Annotated in this window: 16 protein-coding genes and 2 pseudogenes; 10 read left to right on the forward strand and 8 right to left on the reverse strand. The window is 59.9% G+C overall.

The features are described 5' to 3' along the window. Window positions 1-41 precede the first annotated feature (41 nt). Complete coding sequence (locus tag GYM54_RS01700; RefSeq protein WP_197444709.1) at window positions 42-725, forward strand: alpha/beta family hydrolase; 684 nt, start codon at window positions 42-44, stop codon at window positions 723-725. 53 nt (window positions 726-778) lie between these two features. Here GYM54_RS01700 and GYM54_RS01705 read toward each other — a convergent pair whose 3' ends face one another. The 3 genes and pseudogenes from GYM54_RS01705 to acnA form a co-directional block, all read right to left on the reverse strand. Next, on the reverse strand, window positions 779-2035 hold the full coding sequence (locus tag GYM54_RS01705; RefSeq protein ID WP_374105186.1) for a methyl-accepting chemotaxis protein: 1257 nt from the start codon (window positions 2033-2035) through the stop codon (window positions 779-781). Further along, a pseudogene (locus GYM54_RS21920) lies at window positions 2018-2347 on the reverse strand (PAS domain-containing protein); the annotation flags it as partial. The gene GYM54_RS01705 and the pseudogene GYM54_RS21920, both read right to left, overlap by 18 nt. A gap of 192 nt (window positions 2348-2539) precedes the next feature. After that, on the reverse strand, window positions 2540-5215 hold the full coding sequence (acnA, locus tag GYM54_RS01710) for an aconitate hydratase AcnA (RefSeq protein WP_197444711.1): 2676 nt from the start codon (window positions 5213-5215) through the stop codon (window positions 2540-2542). Between the two features lie 296 nt (window positions 5216-5511). Here acnA and rlmM point away from each other — a divergent pair, with 296 nt between their 5' ends. Further along, entirely contained in the window at window positions 5512-6561 is a 1050-nt protein-coding gene (gene rlmM / locus GYM54_RS01715) for a 23S rRNA (cytidine(2498)-2'-O)-methyltransferase RlmM (protein ID WP_131648572.1), read from the forward strand. Window positions 6562-6627: 66 nt separating this feature from the next. After that, a complete protein-coding gene (tusA, locus tag GYM54_RS01720; protein ID WP_131648573.1) occupies window positions 6628-6879 on the forward strand; it encodes a sulfurtransferase TusA in 252 nt (83 codons plus the stop codon). A 12-nt stretch (window positions 6880-6891) separates the two neighbouring features. Here tusA and GYM54_RS01725 read toward each other — a convergent pair whose 3' ends face one another. Genes GYM54_RS01725 through coxB form a run of 3 tightly spaced genes read right to left on the reverse strand, consistent with a single transcriptional unit; the run spans window position 6892 to window position 10672 of the window. After that, window positions 6892-7251 carry a hypothetical protein gene (locus GYM54_RS01725; RefSeq protein ID WP_197444712.1) on the reverse strand — a complete coding sequence of 120 codons (360 nt, stop codon included), beginning with the start codon at window positions 7249-7251 and terminating at the stop codon, window positions 6892-6894. Further along, complete coding sequence (gene ctaD / locus GYM54_RS01730; protein ID WP_197444713.1) at window positions 7251-9782, reverse strand: cytochrome c oxidase subunit I; 2532 nt, start codon at window positions 9780-9782, stop codon at window positions 7251-7253. Before ctaD ends, GYM54_RS01725 begins: the two co-directional genes overlap by 1 nt. After that, a complete protein-coding gene (gene coxB / locus GYM54_RS01735) occupies window positions 9779-10672 on the reverse strand; it encodes a cytochrome c oxidase subunit II (protein ID WP_181102838.1) in 894 nt (297 codons plus the stop codon). The genes ctaD and coxB overlap by 4 nt, the downstream gene beginning before the upstream one ends. Before the next feature lie 135 nt (window positions 10673-10807). Between coxB and GYM54_RS01740 the strand changes: the two genes are divergently transcribed. After that, window positions 10808-11272: a DUF2231 domain-containing protein gene (locus GYM54_RS01740; RefSeq protein ID WP_181102061.1), complete on the forward strand. Its 465-nt coding sequence runs from the start codon at window positions 10808-10810 to the stop codon at window positions 11270-11272. 77 nt (window positions 11273-11349) lie between these two features. Here GYM54_RS01740 and GYM54_RS01745 read toward each other — a convergent pair whose 3' ends face one another. Continuing rightward, the gene (locus GYM54_RS01745; RefSeq protein ID WP_131648577.1) at window positions 11350-11763 is read right to left on the reverse strand and encodes a CopD family protein; all 414 of its coding nucleotides are present in this window, start codon (window positions 11761-11763) and stop codon (window positions 11350-11352) included. 125 nt (window positions 11764-11888) lie between these two features. Next, a pseudogene (locus GYM54_RS01750) lies at window positions 11889-12740 on the reverse strand (ion transporter). 250 nt (window positions 12741-12990) lie between these two features. Here GYM54_RS01750 and moaA point away from each other — a divergent pair. The 6 genes from moaA (at window position 12991) to GYM54_RS01780 (ending at window position 23908) form a co-directional block, all read left to right on the forward strand. Continuing rightward, the gene (gene moaA, locus GYM54_RS01755) at window positions 12991-13986 is read left to right on the forward strand and encodes a GTP 3',8-cyclase MoaA (RefSeq protein ID WP_181102059.1); all 996 of its coding nucleotides are present in this window, start codon (window positions 12991-12993) and stop codon (window positions 13984-13986) included. A 330-nt stretch (window positions 13987-14316) separates the two neighbouring features. Continuing rightward, the gene (smc, locus tag GYM54_RS01760) at window positions 14317-17805 is read left to right on the forward strand and encodes a chromosome segregation protein SMC (protein ID WP_181102057.1); all 3489 of its coding nucleotides are present in this window, start codon (window positions 14317-14319) and stop codon (window positions 17803-17805) included. Between the two features lie 179 nt (window positions 17806-17984). Next, window positions 17985-18803, forward strand: coding sequence for a cell division protein ZipA (gene zipA / locus GYM54_RS01765; protein ID WP_131648581.1), 819 nt, complete (start codon window positions 17985-17987; stop codon window positions 18801-18803). A gap of 303 nt (window positions 18804-19106) precedes the next feature. Then, complete coding sequence (gene ligA / locus GYM54_RS01770; RefSeq protein ID WP_181102055.1) at window positions 19107-21473, forward strand: NAD-dependent DNA ligase LigA; 2367 nt, start codon at window positions 19107-19109, stop codon at window positions 21471-21473. Between the two features lie 539 nt (window positions 21474-22012). Continuing rightward, entirely contained in the window at window positions 22013-23476 is a 1464-nt protein-coding gene (locus tag GYM54_RS01775) for a flagellin (protein WP_181102053.1), read from the forward strand. A gap of 69 nt (window positions 23477-23545) precedes the next feature. After that, a complete protein-coding gene (locus GYM54_RS01780) occupies window positions 23546-23908 on the forward strand; it encodes a flagellar protein FlaG (RefSeq protein WP_181102051.1) in 363 nt (120 codons plus the stop codon). Window positions 23909-23963: the final 55 nt, after the last annotated feature.

Here is a 23963-nt window from a genome sequence, read left to right on the forward strand (position 1 = left end):
GCGTGAGCAGACGTTTCTTTCACTGAAAAGCGGGGGCAAGGATGGGCAAAGGGCAAATGGCCGGTATTGACGCCGATCAATACTCGCAGGGCGATGAAATTCCATTCATCAGAGCCGATCAGCCGCAAGGCGAGGCGTGCGGCAGCTTCATTCTGGCGCACGGTGCGGGCGCGCCGATGGACAGTCCGTTCATGCAGCAGATGACCGAACGGCTTCTGGCACGCGGGGTTGCGGTCTTTCGTTTCGAGTTCGCCTACATGGCCGAGCGCCGCGCGAACGGACGCAAACGGCCGCCCAACCCACAGGCGCAGTTGCTGCAAGAGTGGCGTGCGGTGTATCGCTCGGTGCGACAGCAAACCGCAGGTCGGTTGGCGATTGGGGGCAAGTCGATGGGGGGAAGAATGGCCAGTTTGCTGGCCGATGAATTGGACGCTGATGCGCTGGTGTGTCTGGGCTATCCGTTCTACGCCACCGGCAAACCGGACAAGCCACGCGTGGCGCATCTTGCCGAATTGCGCACGTCGACGCTGATCATCCAAGGCGAGCGCGATGCCTTGGGCGACCGGGATACGGTTAGCGGTTACGCGCTATCACCAGCGATTCGTCTCCAATGGCTCGTGGCCGCGGATCATGATCTCAAGCCGCTGAAACGATCAGGGCTGACTCATGAACAGCATCTGGACAGTGCTGCAGACGAAGTTGCAGCGTTTCTGTGTAATCCGTAAGCAGATAGCAAAACGCCCGTGGCAGCACGGGCGTCATGCGATACGAGCCTCGCTCAGCGGTTGAAACGCTCCACCAGGGTGTATTGCGAGCGGGCTGTGTTGGCCAGATCTTCGGAAAGCAGCGCCGAACTCTGTGCATCGCCTGTCGTCTGCACCGCAAGGCGGGCAATATTGCTGACGTTGTGGCTGATTTCGTCTGCCACCGCGCTCTGCTGTTCGGTTGCCGAGGCAATCTGCGACGTCATGTCGATGATGCTTTCCATCGCCGTGCTGATGCCGGCGAGTGCCTTGTCCGCGTCGACCACCTGATCCACGCCACGGCTCGCCTGCACGCGTCCCTGCTCGGTGGTCTCGACGGCATGCCGTGCCTGCACCTGCAGTTTTTCGATCAGCTGATGGATCTGGCCGGTGGCGGCAGCGGTGCGTTGGGCCAATTGACGGACCTCGTCGGCGACCACCGCGAAACCGCGGCCACTTTCCCCGGCGCGCGCCGCTTCGATGGCCGCGTTGAGTGCCAGCAGGTTGGTCTGGTCGGCGATGCTCTTGATCACATCGACCACGGTGCCGATTTCTTCACTGTTATGCGCCAGTGCCGAAACCGCATCGCCGGTTTCCGTCACGGCATGGGCCAGCAGTTCGATGGCCTTGCGGGTCTGAGCCCCGATTTCACGGCCCTGGGCCGTCAGCTGGCTGGCCTGCTCCGTAGCCCCGGCGGCTAGAGCGACGTTGCTGGCGACTTCCTGGGTCGTTGCGGCCATCTGGTTGATGGCTGTGGCGACCTGCTCGGTTTCGTGGTGCTGACGAGCCAGACCGTCCGAACAACTGTGCGCCAGTTCATCGGCCCGCTTGGCCTGTTGCTGCAGTTGCACGGCGCTGTCCTGCAGGCGAGTCAGGCAGGTTTTCAACCGCGCATGCTCGCTGAGCATCGCCATCTCCAGATGGGCTTCGACGCCCTGACTGTCGGTGTACATCCGGGCAATCATTGGATCGCTCATCGATTGCTCGGCCAGGCGCACCAGGCGATTGACGCCACGCATCTGCCAATGGCGTCCGGCCAGGCCCAGCGGTACGGATAGCAGCGCAGCCAGCGCGAAGCCCCATGCGTGATTGAGCCAGAAACCGACCATGAAACCGATCTGGCTGGTCAGGATGAAAGGGAGCCAGTTGACGACCAGCGGCAGCCACTTGTCCCGGCGTGGCACGCCGCTTTTGCCAGCGTTGAGCCGCGCATAGAGCGCTTCGGCTCGCTGTATCTGTTCGCGGGTGGGTTTGGTACGGACCGATTCATAACCGATCACATTACGCTGCATGTCCAGCACCGGCGTCACGTAGGCGTTGACCCAGTAATGGTCGCCGTCCTTGCGTCGATTCTTGACGATGCCCATCCAAGGCTTGCCTGCCTTGAGCGTCGTCCACATATGTGCGAATACCGCGGAAGGCACGTCCGGATGACGGATCAAGTTGTGCGGGGATCCGATCAACTCGCCACGATCGAAGCCGCTGACTTCGGCAAAGATATCGTTGCAGTAGCTGATTTTGCCTTTCAGGTCGGTAGTGGATATCAGCCGTTGCTGGTCGGGGAATGCATATTCGCGCTGGGTGATGGGCTGGTTGTTTCGCATATGGAATACGCCTGGCAAATTCAAAATGGCTTGCGTGATTTCTGATTGTTCTAGGGTCGGTTGACCGTGCTGTTTGTCTTAACGGCACGCAAAGCGATTAGTTGAGAAGCGATGGATAAGTGGTCACCGCAAAGTAAAACGCCCGCCGCAGGTCACTGCGAACGGGCGTTCCGGCGGCCGCGCGGCGAGCGCTCAGGCTTCGATCAACTGCCTTAACACGTAATGCAGAATGCCGCCGGCCTTGAAGTACTGGACTTCATTGAGCGTGTCGATGCGGCAGAGCACCTGGAAGTTATCTCGGGAACCGTCTGCGCGCTCGACATCCACCGTCAGCAACTGGCGCGGTTTGATGTCGACACCAAGGCCGCGAATCGAGAGCTTCTCGTTGCCGGTCAGGCCCAGCGATTGCCGGGTCTGCTCGCCAACGAACTGCAGCGCCAGCACGCCCATACCGATCAGGTTCGAGCGGTGGATGCGCTCGAAGCTTTCGGCTATCACTGCCTTGACGCCGAGCAGGTTGGTGCCCTTGGCTGCCCAGTCCCGGCTGGAGCCGGTGCCGTATTCCTTGCCTGCGACCACCACCAGCGGCACGCCTTCAGTCTGATAGCGCATCGCCGCATCGTAGATCGACATCCGCTCGCCACTCGGCTGATGCAGGGTATTGCCGCCTTCTTCGCCGCCAAGCATTTCGTTCTTGATACGAATGTTGGCAAAGGTGCCGCGCATCATCACTTCGTGATTACCACGGCGCGAGCCGTAAGAGTTGAAATCTTCCGGCTGCACGCCGAGTTGTTGCAGGTACACGCCGGCCGGTGAACTGGCTTTGATGTTACCGGCTGGCGAGATGTGGTCGGTGGTGATCGAGTCGCCAAACAGCGCCAGGATGCGAGCGTTTTCGACATCCTTCGGTGGTGCCGGCGGTTGGCCGATGTCTTCAAAGAATGGCGGGTTTTGCACATAGCTGGAGTTGTTGTTCCACTCGTAGGTGTCGCCCGCCGTTACCGCGATTGACTGCCAGTGTTCGTCGCCGCTGAAGACGTCCGAATAGCGGGTGCGGAACATCTGCCCGTCGATCTTGCTGACCGCTTCGTTCACCTCGGTGCTGCTCGGCCAGATGTCCTTGAGATAGACAGGCTGGTTCTGCTCGTCGTAGCCCAGCGGATCCTTGTCCATGTTGATTCGCGTCGTGCCGGCAAGCGCGAAAGCCACGACCAGCGGCGGCGAAGCCAGCCAGTTGGCCTTGACCAGCGGATGCACGCGGCCCTCGAAGTTGCGGTTGCCGGAAAGCACCGAGGAAACGATCAGGTCGTTGTCGGTGATCGTCTGGCCAATGGCTTCCGGCAGTGGTCCAGAGTTACCGATGCATGTGGTGCAGCCATAACCGACGAGGTTGAAGCCGAGCTGATCCAGGTAGGTTGTTAGGCCGGCGCGTTCGAGATAATCGGTGACCACCTTGGAGCCGGGCGCAAGGGATGATTTAACCCAGGGCGCGCGCTTCAGGCCGCGTTCGAGTGCCTTCTTCGCCACCAGGCCGGCGGCCATTAGCACGTTCGGGTTGGAGGTGTTGGTGCAGGAGGTAATCGCCGCGATCACGACTGCGCCATGCTTGAGACCGAAGTCCTCGCCAGCTACGGGCACCGAGCTGTTGGCTTGCTGGGTTTTACCACTGGTTTCCAGCAGAAGATCGAAGTTGGCGCCGATATCCCCTAGCGAAACCCGGTCTTGCGGACGCTTGGGGCCGGCGAGGGAAGGCCGGACCTGGCTTAGGTCGAGCTCGAGGGTGGCGGTGAATACCGGGTCCGGAGAATTGCTGTCCCGCCACATGCCCTGAGCCTTGCTGTAGGCCTCGACCAGCGCGATGCGGTCCTCGTCGCGTCCGGTCAGGCGCAGGTAATCGATCGTGACCTGATCGACCGGGAAGAAGCCGCAGGTGGCGCCATACTCCGGCGCCATGTTGCCGATGGTGGCGCGGTCGGCGAGGGGAAGATTGTCGAGACCGGGACCGAAGAACTCGACGAACTTGCCCACCACGCCGTGCTTGCGCAGCATCTGCGTGACGGTAAGGACCAGGTCGGTGGCGGTCACGCCTTCGTTGAGCTTGCCGGTCAGGCGCATGCCGACCACTTCCGGAATCAGCATCGACACGGGCTGGCCGAGCATGGCCGCCTCCGCCTCGATTCCGCCAACGCCCCAGCCCAGCACGCCGAGGCCGTTGATCATGGTGGTATGCGAGTCGGTGCCGACAAGCGTGTCCGGATAGGCGGTGGTTTCGCCATCTTCTTCCTTGGTCCACACCACCTGGCCCAGGTATTCGAGGTTGACCTGGTGGCAAATGCCGGTGCCCGGCGGTACCACGCGGAAATTATCGAAGGCCTGCTGGCCCCAGCGCAGGAACTCATAGCGTTCGCCGTTGCGCTGCATTTCGATTTCGACGTTCTGCTCGAACGCCTGATTGCTGCCAAAACGGTCCACCATCACCGAATGGTCAATCACCAGATCCACCGGCGAAAGCGGGTTGATGCGCTGAGGGTCGCCGCCCGCTCGGGATACGGCATCGCGCATGGCAGTCAGGTCGACGACGGCCGGTACGCCAGTGAAATCCTGCATCAGCACTCGCGCGGGACGGTACTGGATCTCACGCTCGGAGGTGTGGGTCTTCAGCCATACTGCCAGCGAGGTGAAGTCATCGGCACGCACCGTGACGTCATCCTCCCAGCGCAACAGGTTCTCCAGCAACACCTTGAGCGAGGTCGGTAGACGACTGATGTCGCCCAGCTGTTTGGCGGCTTCGGGCAGGCTGTAGTAGTGATAGGTCTTGCCGTTGACCTCCAGGCTGCGGCGGCAGTTCAAGCTGTCCAGGGATCGCATTCGTCTCTCCTTTTTGCCCGCACGGTCGGGCTTACTGGATGGGAAGCGTTATGTTGACGCTAGCTTCTGGCGGCATGTTTCGCCACGGAGCTGGCCGCAGACCTGTGTCTGCGGCAGTTGAATCTTGCTTGGCATTGCATCTGCCTGAAGGGCCGTAGATCGGGCTTTATCGATCCCAGCTATCTGTTCTGGACCGGAGCACAGAGCCTGGGGTTCCCCTCTCGGCTATCATGTGCGGCTTTGGTCGCAGAGCGCTCGCGCGCCGATGTGCCTTCGCGCTGACTACAGGACGTACCATGAAAACACTGCTGCTGCATTGCCGACCGGGCTTTGAGAACGAAGTCTGTGCAGAAATCAGTGATCAAGCCACACGCCTCGATGTGACGGGCTACGCCAGGGCGAAACCGGACAGCGCCTGCGCTGAATTCATTTGTAGCGAGGAAAATGGTGCGGAGCGGCTAATGCGCGGCGCACGCTTCGCGCGGCTGATCTTCCCCCGACAATGGGCCCGAGGCGATTATCTGGCGCTGCCGGAAACTGATCGGATCAGCGTGCTGCTCGACCGTCTCAAATCCTATCCGGTCTGTGGAAGCCTCTGGCTGGAAGTGCTGGACACCAATGACGGTAAGGAGCTGTCGACTTTCTGCCGCAAGTTCGAGGCGCCGTTGCGCAAGGCGCTGACGAAAGCGGGTCGATTGAGCGTGGGCGGTGACGGCCCGCGTTTGCTACTGACATTCAAAAGTGGTCGCGAAGTTTTCCTTGGTATCGCTGAGGCAGATAACAGCGCGATGTGGCCGATGGGTATCCCGCGTCTGAAATTCCCGCGGCAGGCGCCGAGCCGGTCGACGTTGAAGCTGGAAGAGGCCTGGCATCACTTCATTCCCCGTGATCAGTGGGACGAGCGGCTGGCAGCGGGCATGACTGCCGTGGATCTGGGCGCTTCGCCGGGTGGTTGGACCTGGCAGCTGGTCAACCGTGACATCGAGGTGATGGCCGTGGATAACGGCCCGATGAACGAAGCGTTGCTCGAGTCGGGGCTGGTTGGCCATTACCGGGCCGATGGCTTCGCCTTTCGCCCCAAGCGTGCGGTGGATTGGATGGTCTGCGATATCGTCGAGAAACCCGCAAAAAATGCCGCTTTGCTGGAGACCTGGATTGGCGAAGGCCTGTGTCGCGAAGCGGTGGTTAACCTCAAGCTGCCGATGAAACAACGCTATGCCGAGGTGAAACGTTTGCTGGAACGCATTGCCGATGGGCTTGCCGAACGAGGGGTGAAAGCGAGCATCGGCTGCAAGCAGCTTTACCATGACCGCGAAGAAGTGACTTGCCATCTGCGTCGGCTGTGACGCTTGGCCGAGTGATCGCGCGATCTGTCTGGGCGACAATGCCGACCTGTTTTTAGGGAGTTTGTGATGTCTCAATCTGTTGAACTGTCCGCCGACGCGGTGCTCGATGCCAGCGGCCTCAACTGCCCCGAGCCGGTGATGATGCTGCACAACAAGGTGCGCGGCTTGGGTGGGGGCGAGTTGCTCAAGGTCATCGCGACCGATCCGTCTACCCAGCGCGATATACCGAAATTCTGCGTGTTTCTCGGTCATGAGCTGGTCGGCCAACAGGCTGAAGAGGGAACCTACCTGTACTGGATTCGCAAGAAGCTCGATTGAGCTCCTGAGTTCTCACACGCATGGCGGCAGAAACGCCAGCTGCAGACCGACAAACATCGTCGACAACGCCGCGATGAAATGAATCCCCGATGCGACCTTGGTGACGAATACTTGGCGTTCGTCGAGATCATGTGGTGGCCGTGAGAGCCTCCAGGACCGCCACCCCAGCCAAAGCAACAGAGCAACCACTACCAAGGTGAATATGCCGAAACTCGCGTTCAGCCAATTGAAGATTCCCAGATTGGGATCAGGCGGTGCGATCGAACAGACCACCGCATGCGAGCCGTACATCGTGGCGAACCAGAGGCTCCAGATGATCAGGCCGAAGGGGATCTGTATCGGATGAAACACTGACGTGCGGCGGTAACTCATCAGGCACCTCCCCAGGCCGACGGGAATAGAACGATCGCCGCGTAAGCGCTCCAGACCACGCCAAGGTTGTAGTACCAGAGCTGCTCGACGACCACTGGCTCGTATGGCGCCATCTCACCCACATAACCGTGATGCACCCGCAGCATCTGCAGCAACGTACAGATGGTTGCCAGGCCGCAATGGATCAGGCTGTAGGCGAGGATCACGAAGATCACCGCGTCGTGGGCGGTCTCGGTTACCTGCAAGTTGGCGCTTAGCAACACCCATAACAAGGTGCCGAATTGCGCCACACCGATGGCTGTTACCACACCCAGATTGCCCATCAGGCCGCTGGTGTCGCCACGGCGCAGCCGCGCCGGTATGACACGCATCCACAACGTACCGATGGTCAGCAGAACGGCACTGGCGAGCATCAGCCAGCCGTTCAGTTGCGGCTGCTCCGGCACCTGCCATTGCGGCGAGACGGTCCACAGATAGAACCAGCCGAACAGCAGCGACAGGTAGAGCGTGCCGTTGGCCAGTAAGGTGACGCCCATGCCCCAGAGCCCCGGGCCGTCGAAGGTGCGCGAATGCAGCGGAGGCTCGCCGGGCTGGGTGCGTGCATCCGGTGCGGCGGATGGATGCGCGCCGTTTTCCCAGGACCAGCGGAACAGCACGATCAAGGTTGCGACAGTCGCGAACAGTGCACCCCAGTAGACCTTGTTCAGCAGGCTCAGGCAGAGCGCGGCAAGGAATACTGAGGCCACAAAGGGCCACCAGCTATTTCCCGGCAGATGAATAACCTCACGTACCTTGCCGCTCAGCGGGTCCGAGCCCCAGGTCTCCCGTCGTCCATGATCGATGGTCGTCAGCGCATGTTCAGCGCGGGCGATGCTGTGGGGCAGATCCGGATCCTTCCACAGCGGATGACGATCAGTGATGTCCGGCAGGCTGACGAAGTTGTACGGGCTCGGTGGCAGGCTGGTCGCCCATTCCAGCGTGTCGGCGTTCCAGGGGTTGGTCTTGGCGGGCTGACCGAAGCGGAAGTGCAACACGATGTCCAGCAGTATGGTGCCGATGCCGATGGCCATGATGAAGCTGCCGATCGATGAGATCAGATTGGGTATGTCCCAGCCCAGACCGGTGTCGTAAGTGTAGACACGACGCGGCATGCCTATCAGGCCGGTCCAGTGCATGATCAAGAAGGTGGTGTTGAACCCGATGAATACCAGCCAGAACCCCCAGCGCCCCAAGCGCACGGAGGGCATGCGGCCGGAGAAATGCGGCAGCCAGTAGTAGAGTCCTGCCATCAACGGAAAGAACATACCGCCCACCAGCACGTAATGCATGTGCGCGACGACGAAATGGGTGTCGTGTACCTGCCAGTCGAAGGGCACCAGCGCCACCATCACGCCGGTCAGGCCGCCGCAGACGAAGACGATCAGAAACCCGACCAGCCAAAGCATCGGGACGTGATACACCGGCTTGCCCAGCCACAGGGTCGCGATCCAGGCGAAAATCTGCACCCCGGTGGGGATGGCCACCAGCATGCTCGCTGCCGAGAAGAAGCCCAGTGCGAGCGCCGGGATGCCCACCGTAAACATGTGATGAACCCAGAGCCCGAAGCTGAGAAAACCTGTAGTCAGGACGCCCAGCACGACCCACCGATATCCCACCAGCGGACGCTGGCAGAACACCGGCAACAACGTCGAGACGATGCCAGCGCCGGGCAAAAAGATGATGTAAACCTCGGGGTGGCCGAACAGCCAGAACAGGTGCTGCCAGAGTACCGGGTCACCGCCCTTGGCCGTGTCGAAGAAAGGCAGGCCGGCGGCGCGCTCCAGTTCCAGGAGAATGCTGCCCAGGATCAGCGGTGGGAAACCGATGACGATCATCATCGCCATCACCAGGATGTACCAGGCGTAAATCGGCATCTTGTGCAGCGCCATGCCGTTGGTGCGGGTGCGCAGGATCGACACCACCAACTCGACGCCCGCGCTCACCGCCGAAATTTCGACAAAAGTAATGCCCAGCAACCAGAAGTCCGAATTCACGCCCGGCATGTGCGAGGCGCTGGACAGCGGCGTGTACATGAACCAGCCAGCCTTGGGCGCTACGCCGAGAAATACGCTGGACAGCAGAATGATGCCGCCGAACAAATAGCAGAAATACCCGAGGGCCGAGAGTCGGGGAAAGACCAGATCCCGTGCGCCGAGCATCTTGGGTATCAGATAGACCGCCAGCCCTTCCATCATCGGCACGGCGAACAGAAACATCATCACCGAACCGTGCATGGTGAAGACCTGGTTGTAGACGTCCGGCTCCATCAACACGTAGCCCGGCATGGCGAGTTGCGTGCGGATCAGCATCGCCATCAGCCCGCCGATCAGGAAGAACACGCCCCCAGTGACCATGAAGCGCAGGCCGATGCTGGTGTGGTTGACGATGGTCAGCGCACGCCAGCCGCGCGGGTTGCCCCAGACGTCATTGAATTGATCATGAAGCTGATCCGGATCGGTAGAAGGGGCGCTGCCCCTGAACGAAGAAATCATGGAGCGAGCGTCTCCAGCCAATCGGCAATCTGATCTAGGGTTTCTGGCGGAACGTCATCATGGGCAGGCATGCCGTTTCCGAATTTGAGCGACTTGTGTTCGCGCAACCAACGGCGCAGTCCTTCATGGTCGTTTTCGATCACTCCGGCGCCCAGCGACGGGCGGCTGGCGAGGTCGGTCAGGTCCGGTGCTCGATTGCCGTTGGTTATTCCCTCGACGCGATGACATTGGCCGCAGCGTTCGTCGAAGACCTGACCGGCCGCGCCGGGCGCGCGCTGCGTGAAGCTGAGGTTTTCCCTCGCGGCGATCCAGGCGTCGAAGTCGGCAGTGGTCTGGGCTTCGACATGGAGTTTCATGTGGGTGTGCTGAAGTCCGCAGAATTCCGAGCACTGCCCATGAAAGATCCCGGCATGCCCGGCTTCGATGCGAATGACGTTGGTTCGGCCGGGCAGCATGTCCATTTTTCCGCCAAGACGAGGCACCCAGAACGAGTGGATGACGTCCGCACTGGTGACATGCACGTCTATCAGGCGGCCGGCTGGGATGATCAACTGATTGGCCGTGGTAACGCCGCTGTCGGGGTAGTGCACTTCCCACCACCATTGATGGCCGGTGACCTCCACCTTCAGCGGCTGCTCGCCGTCCACGGGAAGCGGAATCATGCCGCGGCCAGTGGGGATGCCGAATATCAGCAGCACGATGATGCTCACGCTTGGCAGCACGACGCCGCCACCGATGATCCACCAGCGATTGATTCGCATCGCCTGTTCCTGGCTGGTCTGGCGTGGCTTGCGTACCAGCGCGTAGATCCAGATCGCGCTGACCACCACCAGCACCAAGGTGGCGAAGGCGAACATGCCCCACCAGACATTCGCCACCTGCCTTGCCATCGGGCTGGCCGGGTGGAGCGCGGACAGTGGGCCACCGCACGCGGCCAATAAAGGAACTGCCAGCGCCAGCGTGGTCCATTTCAAGAGGCTGCCGGCTCGTTCGGCGCGTTCCCCTTTATGCCGCTGGAGTGCCGGATGGCCAATGACCAAAGTTCTATTCACAGTCGCGCCGCGATCGCCGGACACCCCCTGCATCCGATGCTGATCCATTTCCCGGTAGCGGCGCTGATCGGCTTGCTGCCGGTCGATCTCGCCCATATCTGGACGCTGGATGATTTCTGGTGGCGTGCCGGAATCTGGCTCGCCGGTGTGGGTGCGTTGGGTGGCTGGGTCGCGAGTATCTTCGGCCTGATCGACCTGCTCACGGTGCGCGAGATTCGTCAGAAGATCACCGCCTGGTGCCATGCGATCCTCGCGGTGATGATGCTTTCGCTGGCTTCGCTCAACTGGTTGCTGCGCTTCCAGAACGAGGGGGACAACATTCATCTGTGGGCGCTGTACCTGTCCGCGATCACGGCCGCATTGATCTCGCTGGCCGCCTATCTGGGGGGGCGACTGGTCTATGAGCATGCCGTTGGGGTCGATCTGGACAAGGTCTGACCTGGGCTGCTGTGGGTGAGGCTTGAATCGTTCGGTCATGGGCGCTATTCGGTTCGATCCGGCGGTTGGGTCATGGGCTAAAACGGCTTGGCCAGTACCAGCCAGAGCGTCGCGGTAGTGAAAGCCGCGATGGCCACGCCAAGAACGCGGCAACGGGTGGTCACGCTCTGTTCCGGGGTGCGTTCGATATGCAGCACAAGTACGCCGCAAAGGGCATGACACAAGACCATGCCTGCGACGGTGCTGAGTTTGACAATCAACCAGCCAGCCATGATGCCGTCGCGCAGAAACAGGGCCGTCCCCGAGCCGATGGCGATAAGCGCAGCCGGCGTACCGACGAGGTTGAACACCATGCGCGTGAGATGAGCATGGTCCCGGTAAAAAAGCGCATCAGTACGCTTGGTGCCGGCGGCAATGAGCGCAGGCAGGTACAGGAGAGTGCCGCACCAGCACAGCAGGCTTGCGAAGTGCAGCAGTTTGAGCAAGGGCATTCGCGTCTCCATCCGGGCCCGCGGCAGGTCAGAGGTTGTGACAACCCTCGACCGAGGCGGTTCGAATGCGCGCAGTGGCGCTTGATTCGAGGAAATCAGGGAGTGAACGTCTTTGTGCGCGCGGCTCAGCTTTCGGGGTCGGGTTCAGGGCGCTTGAAGAGCTGAGTACCGCACCGGCTGCAGAACGCTGCATTGGCTTCGTGGCTGAGCTTTTCGCATGTGGGACAACGATGCTGCAAGCTGTCAGCACGCATGGCAGTAGCCAGCTCGGCAGTGAAAATGCCGGTAGGGACGGCGATGATTGAGTAACCCGTGATCATCACCAGGCTCGCCACCGCCTTGCCTAGTGGAGTTTGCGGCACGATGTCACCGAAACCGACGGTTATGATCGTGACGATCGCCCAGTAAATACTCATCGGAATGCTGGTGAAGCCCCTCGATGGCCCTTCGATCACATACATCAAGGTGCCGAACACCAACACCATGGTGGTGACGCTGAGCAGAAAGACAACAATCTTCTGTTTGCTGCCGCGAAGGGCAACCATTAAGAAGTTGGCTGGCTCAGATACTGAGTCAGCTTGAGCACGCGGAACACCCTCAACATCCGGATCGCACGCACTACCAGCAGGTACTGCGCATCCGGTAACAGCAAGGCGATGAACGCTGGGAGTACCGACAGTAGGTCGATGGCTCCATAGAAACTGAAAATGTACTTGCGCGGCTCGGGGTGGGTATAAATCCGCACTAGATATTCGATAGCGAAAACGGCGGTAAAAAACCATTCGAGACCGACCAGGAACGTGCCGTATTCCAACCGGTAGATCGCGATGCTGTCGAGCATCACAACCACGAGGCTGGCGAAAATGAATACCAGTAAGCCAGGTGTCGAATCGTTTACCTGCCGGCGTATTGGTAAAGAAGATGATGACGTAGAGGCGCTCCCGCCAGCCCATCGAACGGAGGGCGTCGTTGTCCATGTGCGTAAGCTCCCGGCAAAACGGAGAAGGCGAATATCCTAACGTTCGAACCGCACTGGCAAAACATCGTTGCGGACGGCGGTCAGAAAAAGCTGGACGGTTTTCGTTTTTTTTTGAATGCACGGTCAGAGGAGGGGCTTCGTGGAATTACGCCGCTCCAAGCTCCGATAGACCATTTGGCTCCGTACCTTTGCCACGCGTCACGTTCCGGCATAGTCTTAGCTCGCGCATCAAGTGTTTGGAGAGCGACATGCCAGATTCCCAGTTGGTCGATCCATTCGGCCGACGCATCACCTACCTGAGGCTGTCGGTCACCGACCGCTGCGACTTTCGCTGCACCTATTGCATGAGCGAAGACATGGTCTTCGCTCCGCGTGCACAGATCCTCACACTGGAAGAGCTTTATGCCGTAGCTGATGCGTTCATCAGTCTTGGCGTCAAACGTATCCGGGTGACGGGTGGCGAACCGTTAGTGCGAAAAGGGCTGCCGAGCCTGCTGAGTCGTCTGGGCGCGCGTGAAGAACTGGAAGATCTGGCCATCACCACCAACGGCTCGCAACTGCCAGTACTCGCGACAGTACTGCGCGACGCGGGCGTCAAGCGTCTTAATGTCAGTCTCGACTCGCTCAAACGCGAGCGATTCGCCGAGCTGACCCGCCGTGACATGCTTCATCAGGTCATCGAAGGTATCGATGCCGCGCGTAGCGCAGGTTTCCGCCGGATCAAGCTCAACAGCGTGATCCAGAAGGGCAGGAACGACGACGAGGTGCTGGACTTGGTGAATTTCGCTGTGGAGCGCGGGCTGGACATCAGCTTCATCGAGGAAATGCCGCTCGGCAATATCTCCAGCCATGAGCGTGAAATTACCTTTTGTTCCAGCGAAGAGGTGCGTGAGCGCATCGAAGTCGGCCACCAGCTGATACGCAGTAGCCACACCACAGGCGGCCCATCGCGCTATTGGCAGGTCGCCGGCAGCGAAACCCAGGTCGGCTTTATCTCGCCGCACAGCAACAACTTCTGTGGTAGTTGCAACCGGGTGCGTGTCACGGCTGAAGGCAAGCTGGTGCTGTGCCTCGGCCACGAAGGCGCACTGGACCTCAAGACCCTGATGCGCAGCCATCCGGGCGACAGTGAGCGACTGCGTCAAGCGTTGGTTGACGCGCTGCAACTCAAGCCGGAAAGACATGAATTCCGCACCGACGAGCAAGTGCAAGTGGTGCGCTTTATGAGCATGACCGGCGGTTGAAGCGAGCCGCGCTACGATTTATGTCGCTTGTAGCTGGTAGAAAACTCCTCGCCGTCATCATAGGTGGGCTGAAGCCCACCCTACGTCGCTAAAACGAGCCGCGCGACGTTCCGATTCTGTAGGGTGGGCCGGGCGGCGCTCCGCTTCAGCCCACCAGGCGCAACGCATCCCCGAATCACACCGAAACTGCGAATCTATCGCCGCGATGGCTACAAAGCGGCGTGATAAACTCCGCCGTTTTCTCGCCAGCACCCACTCGATGCCAGGAATCCCGATGTTCAAGGCGACTCTCTTGTTCGTCCTCACGCTGACTGCCACGGATAGGCCCGCATGCGTCTGAAAAGCATCAAGCTGGCCGGCTTCAAATCCTTCGTTGATCCCACCACCGTGAGCTTCCCCAGCAACATGGCGGCCGTGGTCGGGCCGAACGGCTGCGGCAAATCCAACATCATCGACGCCGTGCGCTGGGTGATGGGCGAAAGTTCGGCGAAAAATCTGCGTGGCGAGTCGATGACCGATGTCATCTTCAACGGCTCCAATACGCGCAAACCGGTGACCCAGGCCAGCATCGAGCTGATCTTCGATAACTCCGACGGCACGCTGACCGGCGAATACGCAGCCTTCGCCGAAATCTCCATCCGCCGCCGCGTGACTCGCGATGCGCAGAACACCTACTTCCTCAATGGCGTGAAATGCCGCCGCCGCGATATTACTGACATCTTTCTGGGCACCGGCCTGGGCCCTCGCAGCTACTCGATCATCGAGCAGGGCATGATCTCCAAGCTGATCGAGGCCAAGCCTGAGGATCTGCGTAACTTCATCGAAGAGGCGGCGGGCATCTCCAAGTACAAGGAGCGCCGCCGTGAAACCGAGAACCGCATTCGCCGCACCCATGAAAACCTTGCGCGCCTGACCGATCTGCGCGAAGAGCTCGAGCGCCAGCTGGAGCGCTTGCACCGCCAGGCGCAGTCCGCTGAGAAATATCAGGAATACAAGGCCGAAGAGCGTCAGCTCAAGGCGCAATTGTCGGCGTTGCGTTGGCAGGTGTTGAACGAACAGGTCGGCCAGCGCGAGCAAGTGATCGGCGATCAGGAGGTCGGTTTCGAGGCGTTAGTCGCCGAACAGCGCAACGCGGACGCCGGTATCGAGCGGCTGCGTGACGGTCATCACGAGCTGTCCGAGCGATTCAACCTGGTCCAAGGGCGCTTCTATTCGGTCGGCGGCGATATCGCACGGGTCGAGCAGAGCATCCAGCACGGCCAGCAGCGTTTGCGGCAGCTGCAGGATGATCTTCGCGAGGCCGAGCAAGCACGATTGGAGACCGAATCACATCTGGGTCACGACCGCACCTTGCTCGCCACCCTCGGCGAAGAGCTGGCAATGCTCGAGCCCGAGCAAGACATCGCCGGCGCGGCAGCCGAGGAAACCGCGGCGCAACTCGAAGAGGCCGAAACTGCCATGCAGGCATGGCAGGAGCAATGGGAGCGCTTCAACCAGCAAAGTGCCGAGCCACGCCGTGCGGCCGAGGTGCAGCAGTCGCGTATCCAGCAGCTCGAACAATCACTGGAGCGTCTGAGCGAGCGCCAGCGTCGCTTGGAAGACGAGCGCACCTCGCTCGCGGGCGACCCTGAGGATGCCGCGGTAGCGGAGCTGAGCGAACAGCTGTCCGTCGGTGAGTTGAGCTTGGAAGAGCTAATTGCCGCGCAAGAGCAGACCGATCAGCAGCTCGAACGCATACGCGAGCAGCTGCAACAGGCCGGTCAGGCCGAGCAGCAGGCGCAGGGTGAACTGCAGCGGCTCAGCGGCCGCATCGCTTCGCTGGAAGCACTGCAGCAGGCCGCGATGGATCCAGGCAAAGGCGTTTCCGAATGGTTGCGTGAGCAGGGGCTCGATGAGCGTCCACGCCTCGCCGAAGGGCTGCGCGTCGAGCCGGGCTGGGAGCTGGCGGTCGAAACCGTGCTGGGTGCGGATTTACAGGCGGTCTTACTGGACCAATTCGACGGCCTCGATATGAGCGGCTTCGAGCAGGGCGAACTACGGCTTGTCAGCCCGGCGCAGGGCGGCGGTGGCATGGCCAATAGCTTGCTGGATAAGGTCGAGTCAGCTGCCGATTTGTCGCCGTGGCTGGGGCGGGTGCGTCCGGTGGATGATCTTGATCAGGCGCTGGCTGCACGTGGTTCGCTCGGCGAGGGCGAAAGCCTGATCAGCCGTGACGGCTACTGGGTTGGTCGACATTTTTTGCGCGTGCGGCGTGCCGGAGAGGCCGAGTCCGGACTGCTGGCGCGCGGTCAGGAACTGGAGCGGCTGCAGGCTGAGCGCGATGAGCGCGAACAAAGTCTGGAACTGCAGGGCGAGCGGCTCGGCCAGCTTCGCGAAACACAACGTGAATCGGAAGATCGGCGCGAACAGCAGCGTCGTCAGCATCAAGACCTGTCCCGTCAGCAGGCCGAGTTGAATGCACGATTATCCGCCAGCCAGGCCAGGCTGGAGCAGCTCAGCTTGCGCCGTGTTCGACTAGATGAAGAGCTTTCCGAACTGTCCGAACAGCGTGAGCTTGAAACCGAACAGCTCGGCGAGGCTCGTTTGCATCTGCAGGATGCGCTCGACGCGATGGCAGCGGATACCGAACAACGCGAAACATTGCTGGCGAGCCGCGATGCCATCCGCGAGTCTCTCGATCGGGTTCGCCAGGAGGCCCGCCAGCACAAGGATCACGCGCACCAGCTGGCTGTGCGAGTCGGCTCGCTGAAAGCACAGCATGATTCGACTCGCCAGGCATTGGAGCGCCTAGAACAACAATTCGAACGAGCAATGGAGCGTCGCGAGCAGCTCAGTCTGAATCTGGAAGAGGGTGAAGCCCCGCTCGATGAATTGCGAATGAAGCTCGAGGAGCTGCTTGAGCGACGCATGGGTGTCGAGGAGGAGCTCAAGATGGCGCGCCTGGCACTCGAAGACGCCGACCGTGAACTGCGCGATGTCGAGAAACGCCGTACCCAGGCTGAACAGCAGGCGCAACTATTACGCGGCCAGCTCGAACAGCAGCGCATGGAGTGGCAAGCGCTCAGCGTTCGGCGCAAGGCGTTGCAGGATCAGCTGCACGAAGATGGCTTCGATCTGCATGGCGTGCTGGCGACGCTGCCTGCTGGCGCAGCGGAGGCGGAGTGGGAGGCTGAACTCGAGCGCCTTGCTGCGCGTATTCAGCGCCTCGGTCCGATCAACCTCGCGGCGATCGACGAATACCATCAGCAATCGGAACGAAAGCGCTATCTCGATGCGCAGAACGACGACCTCACCGAGGCGCTGGATACGCTGGAGAATGTCATCCGCAAGATTGACAAGGAAACCCGCAATCGCTTCAAGGATACCTTCGACCAGATCAATGGCGGGCTGCAGGCGCTTTTTCCCAAGGTTTTCGGTGGCGGCAGCGCTTATCTGGAACTTACCGGGGAAGATTTACTCGATACCGGGGTGGCGATCATGGCGCGTCCGCCGGGCAAGAAGAACAGCACCATCCACCTGTTGTCAGGCGGCGAAAAAGCACTGACCGCTCTGGCGCTCGTGTTTGCGATCTTCCAGCTCAACCCGGCACCGTTCTGCATGCTCGATGAAGTGGATGCACCCCTGGACGACGCCAACGTCGGCCGCTACGCGCGACTGGTCAAGGAAATGTCCGAAAAGGTGCAGTTCATCTACATCACGCACAACAAGATCGCGATGGAGATGGCTGATCAGCTGATGGGCGTGACCATGCATGAACCGGGTTGTTCAAGATTGGTGGCCGTCGATGTGGAACAGGCGGTAGCACTCGTGGAGGCTTGAGACCCGCTAGTTCGGGTGTTTTTGAGGGAAACGGAGACTAACAAAAGAGCCGCGTCGGGCGGTGCACATCTACCGTTCGTCGTGCTAGTTTAGAGCGCAATTTTTGCGATGCGCAGATGAGCCTGTTCAGCGGCTGTGAATCTGCGTCTTTATCATCGATTTCAGGGGTTTAAGCATTAATGGATATCGGTCTGCGCGAGTGGCTGATCCTCATCGGCATCATTGTTATCGCCGGCATTCTTTTCGATGGCTGGCGCCGGATGCGCGGCAGCAAAGGCAAGTTGAAATTCAAGCTAGATCGCAATATCGCCAACAGTTTCCCTGACGAAGGCGACTCCAATGAGTTGTTAGGACCGCCGCGAGTCGTTAGCCGCAACAACGAGCCATCGCTGGACGAAACGGATCTCCCGTCAATGAGCGCGCGCGAGACAGTCAAACGTCGCACCAACGAACCTCAGCAGGGCGATCTACACTTCACCAGCGATGAGCCGGTCCCGACATTGCTCGAGCCTGTGGCAGGCGATGACGGTGAGGCGAGCGAGTCCGAGCATGAACTGCCTCCGGTCGAGGAAGTGCTCGTCATCAACGTGATTTCCCGCGACCCGCACGGCTTCCGTGGCCCGGCGCTGCTGCAGAACATTCTGGAAAGCGGCCTGCGTTTCGGCGAAATGGACATATTCCATCGCCACGAAAGCATGGCAGGCAATGGCGAGGTGCTGTTTTCCATGGCCAACGCCGTCAAGCCCGGCACATTCGATCTGGATGATATCGACCATTTCACCACGCCGGCCGTGAGCTTCTTCCTCGGCCTGCCCGGCCCGCGTCATCCCAAGCAAGCCTTCGACGTGATGGTCGCCGCCGCACGCAAGCTGTCCTCGGAATTGAACGGCGAGTTGAAAGACGATCAGCGCAGCGTATTGACCGCGCAGACCATCGAGCACTACCGCCAGCGCATCGTCGAATACGAGCGCCGGCAGATGACCGTCAAGCAACGCTGACTGGCGTAGGGTGGGCCGGGCGGCGCTCCGCTTCAGCCCGTAGGGTGGGCTTCAGCCCACCAAGAAGGAGCCCACCGTGGTCTGTGGTGGGCTGAAGCCCAACCTACTCAAAACCGCTCCGCTCTTGTAGGAGGCGCGCCCTCGCGGCGAAGTAGGCCGCAGGCCTACCAGCCCCTCCGAAAGACCGAACCCCCGCGCACCCCAGCCACCATTTTCTGAATCAGCTAAAATCCCGCGCCTTATATCAACCAAAGGCGCGCTGAGACTGTCTGACCAGCATTGCCACTGCCACGGCTCCGTTCTATGCCTTCCGCCCAAACTGCTGCCGAGCGCATCGCCGAACTGCGCAGCGAAATCGACGCTCACAACTATCGCTACTACGTACTCGACGAGCCCAGCGTTCCCGATGCCGAGTACGACCGCCTGTTCAAGGAGCTCAAAGCGCTCGAAACCGAACACCCGGGACTGGTCACCCCCGACTCACCCACTCAGCGTGTCGGTGGTGCGGCCTTAGCGGCATTCGGCCAGGTCCGCCACGAAGTGCCGATGCTGAGCCTGGGCAATGCCTTCGAGGAGCAGGATCTGCTCGACTTCGATCGACGCGCCCGCGACGGGCTGGACTTGCCCTCGGGTGATCTATTTGGCAACGGCGCTGAGCTGGAATACAGCTGCGAACCGAAACTCGACGGCCTGGCCGTCAGCCTGCTTTACGAAAACGGCCAGCTGGTACGCGGTGCCACGCGTGGTGACGGCAGTACGGGCGAGGACATCAGCACCAACGTCCGCACCATTCGCAATATCCCGCTCAAACTGCATGGCAGCGGCTGGCCGTCGGTACTGGAAGTGCGCGGTGAAATTTATATGCCCAAGGCCGGCTTCGAGGCGTTGAATGCACGCCAACTGGAAGCCGGCGGCAAGCCCTTCGCTAATCCACGCAACGCCGCAGCCGGCAGCCTGCGACAGCTTGACTCGAAGATAACCGCCAGCCGCCCGCTGGAGCTTTGTGCCTACGGCGTCGGCCGCAGCGATGGCGAGCTGCCGGATACCCACATCGACATCCTCAATGCGCTCAAAGGCTGGGGTTTGCCCATTAGCCGTGAGCTGAGGCTGGCCAAGGGCGTCGCTGAGTGCCGTGCCTATTACCAGTCGATCGGCGAAAAACGCGACGCGCTGCCATACGAGATTGATGGCGTAGTGTTCAAGGTCAACTCGACCGCGCAGCAGCGCGAGCTGGGCTTCCGTGCGCGCGAACCACGCTGGGCCATCGCGCATAAGTTTCCGGCCCGCGAGGAAGTGACCGAACTACTGGACGTGGAATTCCAGGTGGGCCGTACTGGCGCAATCACACCGGTTGCACGCCTGAAGCCCGTGCAGGTCGCTGGCGTGACGGTCTCGAACGCCACGCTGCACAACATGGATGAGGTGGCGCGCCTGGGCGTGATGATCGGCGACACGGTCATCGTGCGGCGCGCGGGCGATGTGATTCCGCAAATTCTCGGTGTGATCCCGGAGCGTCGTCCTGAAAACGCGCGTGTCGTTCACGTACCGGAACAATGCCCAGTCTGCGGCTCGGCCGTTGAACGCACCCAGCTGATCAAACGCAGCAAGGGCCGGGAGTCGATCAGCGAAGGTTCGATCTACCGCTGCGTGGGCCGGCTGGCCTGCCAGGCGCAGCTCAAGCAGGCGATCATTCATTTCGTTTCGCGTCGCGCCATGGACATCGACGGGCTCGGTGACAAGATCGTCGAGCAGCTGGTCGATACCGGACTGGTCAGCTCGCCAGCCGATCTCTACTGCTTGACCTTCGAGCAGGTATTGGCTCTGGAAGGCTTCGCCGAAGTGTCGACTCGCAACCTGCTCAAATCCATCGACGTCAGCCGCACGCCGTCCTTAGCGCGCTTCATCTATGCGCTGGGCATTCCCGACGTGGGCGAGGGCACGGCCAAACTCCTGGCGCGGGCCTTGGGTTCCCTGGATCGCATCAGCCGGGCGTTACCGGATGTGCTGGTTTACCTGCCGGACATCGGCCTGGAAGTAGCCCATGAAATTCACAGCTTCTTTGAGGATGAGCATAACCAGCTCGTCATCGAACAGCTGCGCGAGCGAGGCGTGCAGCTGCAGGAGGAGGGCGACGTGCATCCTGAGTTTGCCGCCTGCGCGACGCTCGCCGGACTGCTCGACAAGCTCAACATGCCGTCTATCGCCGCCACCGGCGCTCAGCGCCTCGCCGACCGCTTCGGTAGCCTCAAGGGCATCATCGAAGCCGACTGGCTCGATCTACGCCAAGTAGAGCGGCTCAACGAAAAGGCTGCTCGCGCATTGCGCGACTATTTCGATGTCGCGACCAACGCCGAGCGCGCCTACGCAATCGAGGCCCAGTTGCATGAGTTCGGCATGCACTGGCAAAGCGAGCGTAAGGCGGCGCAAGGCATGCCGCTGGCGGGCCAAACCTGGGTACTGACCGGAACGCTGGAAAGCATGAGCCGCGACGAGGCCAAGGCGAGGCTGGAGGCGTTGGGGGCGAAGGTTTCGGGTTCCGTCTCGGCAAAAACCAGCGTAGTGGTTGCAGGGCCGGGCGCCGGATCGAAACTGGCGAAGGCCAACGAACTCGGCGTCGCGGTGGAAGATGAAGAGTCGTTCCTGCAACGACTGGCGGCGCTCGAAAACTAGCCTACAACGCCGGTTCCTGGCGAACTGCGCATCCGCGTTGGGCGGGTACAATCCGCCAACAAGCAGGCATCCGGATCCGGCGACCGCTTGTGCCCGCTAGGGCTCGCCCCGCGACGAACAGCAGGTAGTGAACAACAAGTAAAAGCTTCGCGCCGAGGGCGGCCCTCCTACAAAAGCAGCGGCTTTACTCCAGTCCTGTGGGAGGCGCGCCCTCGCGGCGAAAAGGGTTTCCAGCCCACTCTAAAACCAAACACTCCCGCACGCGCCTGCCGTCCACCTCGCTACCTTCTATTCATCCATTAAAGATTTCCACCACCCGTCCGACAACCTTCGCAGGCGGGCTCGCTTGTTTGCGGATTCGCCGGTGTCGTACAGGTTGTTCTCGGGGCTTGCAAAAATATTTTCAACCGCCTCCTAAAGCTCACCGAAACGACGCCGATAAGCTAATCGAATGCGAACTCAATGGGTGCCTGGGCAAAAGCCGGCCCGGAGTCGCAAGCTCAGGCAACCAAAGTAACTAGCGCCCTTGGAGGCACATCATGGCTCTTACAGTCAATACAAACATTGCATCGCTCAACACTCAGCGTAACCTGCAATCTTCGTCCAACGCCCTCAGCACCTCCATGCAGCGCCTGTCTACTGGTAGCCGCATTAACAGCGCGAAGGATGACGCTGCAGGCCTGCAGATTTCCAACCGTCTGACCAGCCAGATCAATGGTCTCGGTGTAGCCGTAAAGAACGCCAATGACGGTATCTCTTTGGCGCAGACTGCTGAAGGCGCTATGCAGCAATCGACCAACCTTTTGCAGCGTATGCGAGATCTTTCGCTCCAGTCGGCTAACGGTTCCAACTCCACTACTGAGCGCCAGGCTCTTAATCAAGAGGTTGGGCAGCTTAAGGAAGAGCTTGATCGTATTGCAAACACAACCACGTTTGGTGGTCGCAAATTGCTCGATGGTGACTTTTCAAATGTGAAGTTCCAAGTAGGTTCGCAAGCAAACGAGACGATTGGTTTTTCAATCGCATCCACCGCGGCGGCCAAGCTCGGAAATAATGAATATGGGACTAAAGGTTCGGTAGCCGGGACTGTTGTTACAGCAGCAACCAACGGTACTGACGCTGTTTTGGCAGCGGCTAACTTTAAGATTTCTGACTCTAAAGGCGCCACAGGAGCAATTGCATACACTGCTGAATCGACGTCAAAAGATATTGCCGGAGCTATCAATACGGCGACTGCTGCTGCTGGGGTTGGTGTTACCGCAGAAGTTAAGAACGATGTGAAAATTGGTGGCTTTGATTCTACATTCAATGGCGGAACGGTTAGTTTGACACTGAATGGGGAAAGCGTGACCGTTGATAATTTTAATGCTAACGACTTAACCGCAATGAAGAACCAAATAAATTCTTCTAATGCAGGTGTTACTGCCGAGTTTGCTGCGAATAGCGACGGTACGTTGGATAAAACAAGCATTGTGCTAAAGGGTTCTGATGATATCAGCTTCTCGATTGCCGAGGCGGATGCAACACATACTTACGATGTAGGCATAAACGGAGCTGCATCGTCTGCCGTTAACTCCAACGCTAATCGGATCGCAGTCGGTGAAGTTAAGCTTAGCGGTGTTGAGTCGTTCAGCTTTTCTGGCGCAAGCACGGAGATATTATCTGCTGCTACTGGGTCATCGACTGTTAATTCAGTATCAAAGGTTGATATTTCAACTGTAGACGGAGCTCAGAGTGCCATTGATGTAATCGATGCTGCTTTGAAAAGCATAGATACACAGCGCGCCGATCTTGGTGCGGTTCAGAACCGCTTCGACAATACCATCGCCAACCTCACGAATATCAGTGAGAATGTTTCCGCTGCCCGCGGTCGTATCCAAGACACCGACTTCGCAGCTGAAACCGCCAACCTGAGCAAGAACCAGATCCTGCAACAGGCTGGTACCGCAATCCTCGCCCAGGCCAAGCAGCTGCCGCAGGCTGTTCTGAGCTTGCTGCAGTAATAAGCAGAAGGCGTTAATGATGAGGGTAGGGCTGTGCTCTACCCTCATTGATTCATGAGAGGTGAATCAATGGACGTCGGAAAATTATCTGGCGGAGCCGCACCGCAAACGCAGATGACAGCTGGATCGCCACCCAGCCTTCTCAAGGAGGCTGGGTTTTCTGCGTCCGATAGGCTTCAGCCAGCAACGGCTCCCGCAAAAGCGGAAGAGCAAGAGAACACCGCTGACTTGGTCGAAAAACTTCGGTCGCAGATGCAGAATATCCAACGGGATCTGAGCTTCAGCGTTGACGATTCCACCGGTGACGTGGTTGTTCGTGTAATCGATGGCGAGTCAGGTAAAATCGTTCGGCAGATACCATCGGAGGAAATCCTTCACCTTACCGAGCGACTGGATGAAATGCGCAGTTTGTTATTCGAAGCCAAAGCTTAACGGTACGATTTTTGTATTGTGTTTTCCGGCTAACAATTTCTTGACGAGGTAAGGC

The organism is Pseudomonas sp. MTM4, from assembly GCF_019355055.1.
In the GTDB taxonomy this organism is placed as follows: domain Bacteria; phylum Pseudomonadota; class Gammaproteobacteria; order Pseudomonadales; family Pseudomonadaceae; genus Stutzerimonas.

Excerpts from the sequence above, each read along its gene's own strand:
- ctaD (WP_197444713.1), bottom strand. The coding sequence starts at position 9,782 with ATGATTTCTTCGTTCAGGGGCAGCGCCCCTTCTACCGATCCGGATCAG.
- GYM54_RS01705 (WP_374105186.1), bottom strand. The coding sequence starts at position 2,035 with ATGCAGCGTAATGTGATCGGTTATGAATCGGTCCGTACCAAACCCACC.
- rlmM (WP_131648572.1), top strand. The coding sequence starts at position 5,512 with ATGAAAACACTGCTGCTGCATTGCCGACCGGGCTTTGAGAACGAAGTC.
- smc (WP_181102057.1), top strand. The coding sequence starts at position 14,317 with ATGCGTCTGAAAAGCATCAAGCTGGCCGGCTTCAAATCCTTCGTTGAT.
- GYM54_RS01780 (WP_181102051.1), top strand. The coding sequence starts at position 23,546 with ATGGACGTCGGAAAATTATCTGGCGGAGCCGCACCGCAAACGCAGATG.
- acnA (WP_197444711.1), bottom strand. The coding sequence starts at position 5,215 with ATGCGATCCCTGGACAGCTTGAACTGCCGCCGCAGCCTGGAGGTCAAC.
- GYM54_RS01700 (WP_197444709.1), top strand. The coding sequence starts at position 42 with ATGGGCAAAGGGCAAATGGCCGGTATTGACGCCGATCAATACTCGCAG.
- ligA (WP_181102055.1), top strand. The coding sequence starts at position 19,107 with ATGCCTTCCGCCCAAACTGCTGCCGAGCGCATCGCCGAACTGCGCAGC.
- GYM54_RS01775 (WP_181102053.1), top strand. The coding sequence starts at position 22,013 with ATGGCTCTTACAGTCAATACAAACATTGCATCGCTCAACACTCAGCGT.
- tusA (WP_131648573.1), top strand. The coding sequence starts at position 6,628 with ATGTCTCAATCTGTTGAACTGTCCGCCGACGCGGTGCTCGATGCCAGC.
- coxB (WP_181102838.1), bottom strand. The coding sequence starts at position 10,672 with ATGGCAAGGCAGGTGGCGAATGTCTGGTGGGGCATGTTCGCCTTCGCC.
- GYM54_RS01725 (WP_197444712.1), bottom strand. The coding sequence starts at position 7,251 with ATGAGTTACCGCCGCACGTCAGTGTTTCATCCGATACAGATCCCCTTC.
- GYM54_RS01740 (WP_181102061.1), top strand. The coding sequence starts at position 10,808 with ATGGCCAATGACCAAAGTTCTATTCACAGTCGCGCCGCGATCGCCGGA.
- zipA (WP_131648581.1), top strand. The coding sequence starts at position 17,985 with ATGGATATCGGTCTGCGCGAGTGGCTGATCCTCATCGGCATCATTGTT.
- moaA (WP_181102059.1), top strand. The coding sequence starts at position 12,991 with ATGCCAGATTCCCAGTTGGTCGATCCATTCGGCCGACGCATCACCTAC.
- GYM54_RS01745 (WP_131648577.1), bottom strand. The coding sequence starts at position 11,763 with ATGCCCTTGCTCAAACTGCTGCACTTCGCAAGCCTGCTGTGCTGGTGC.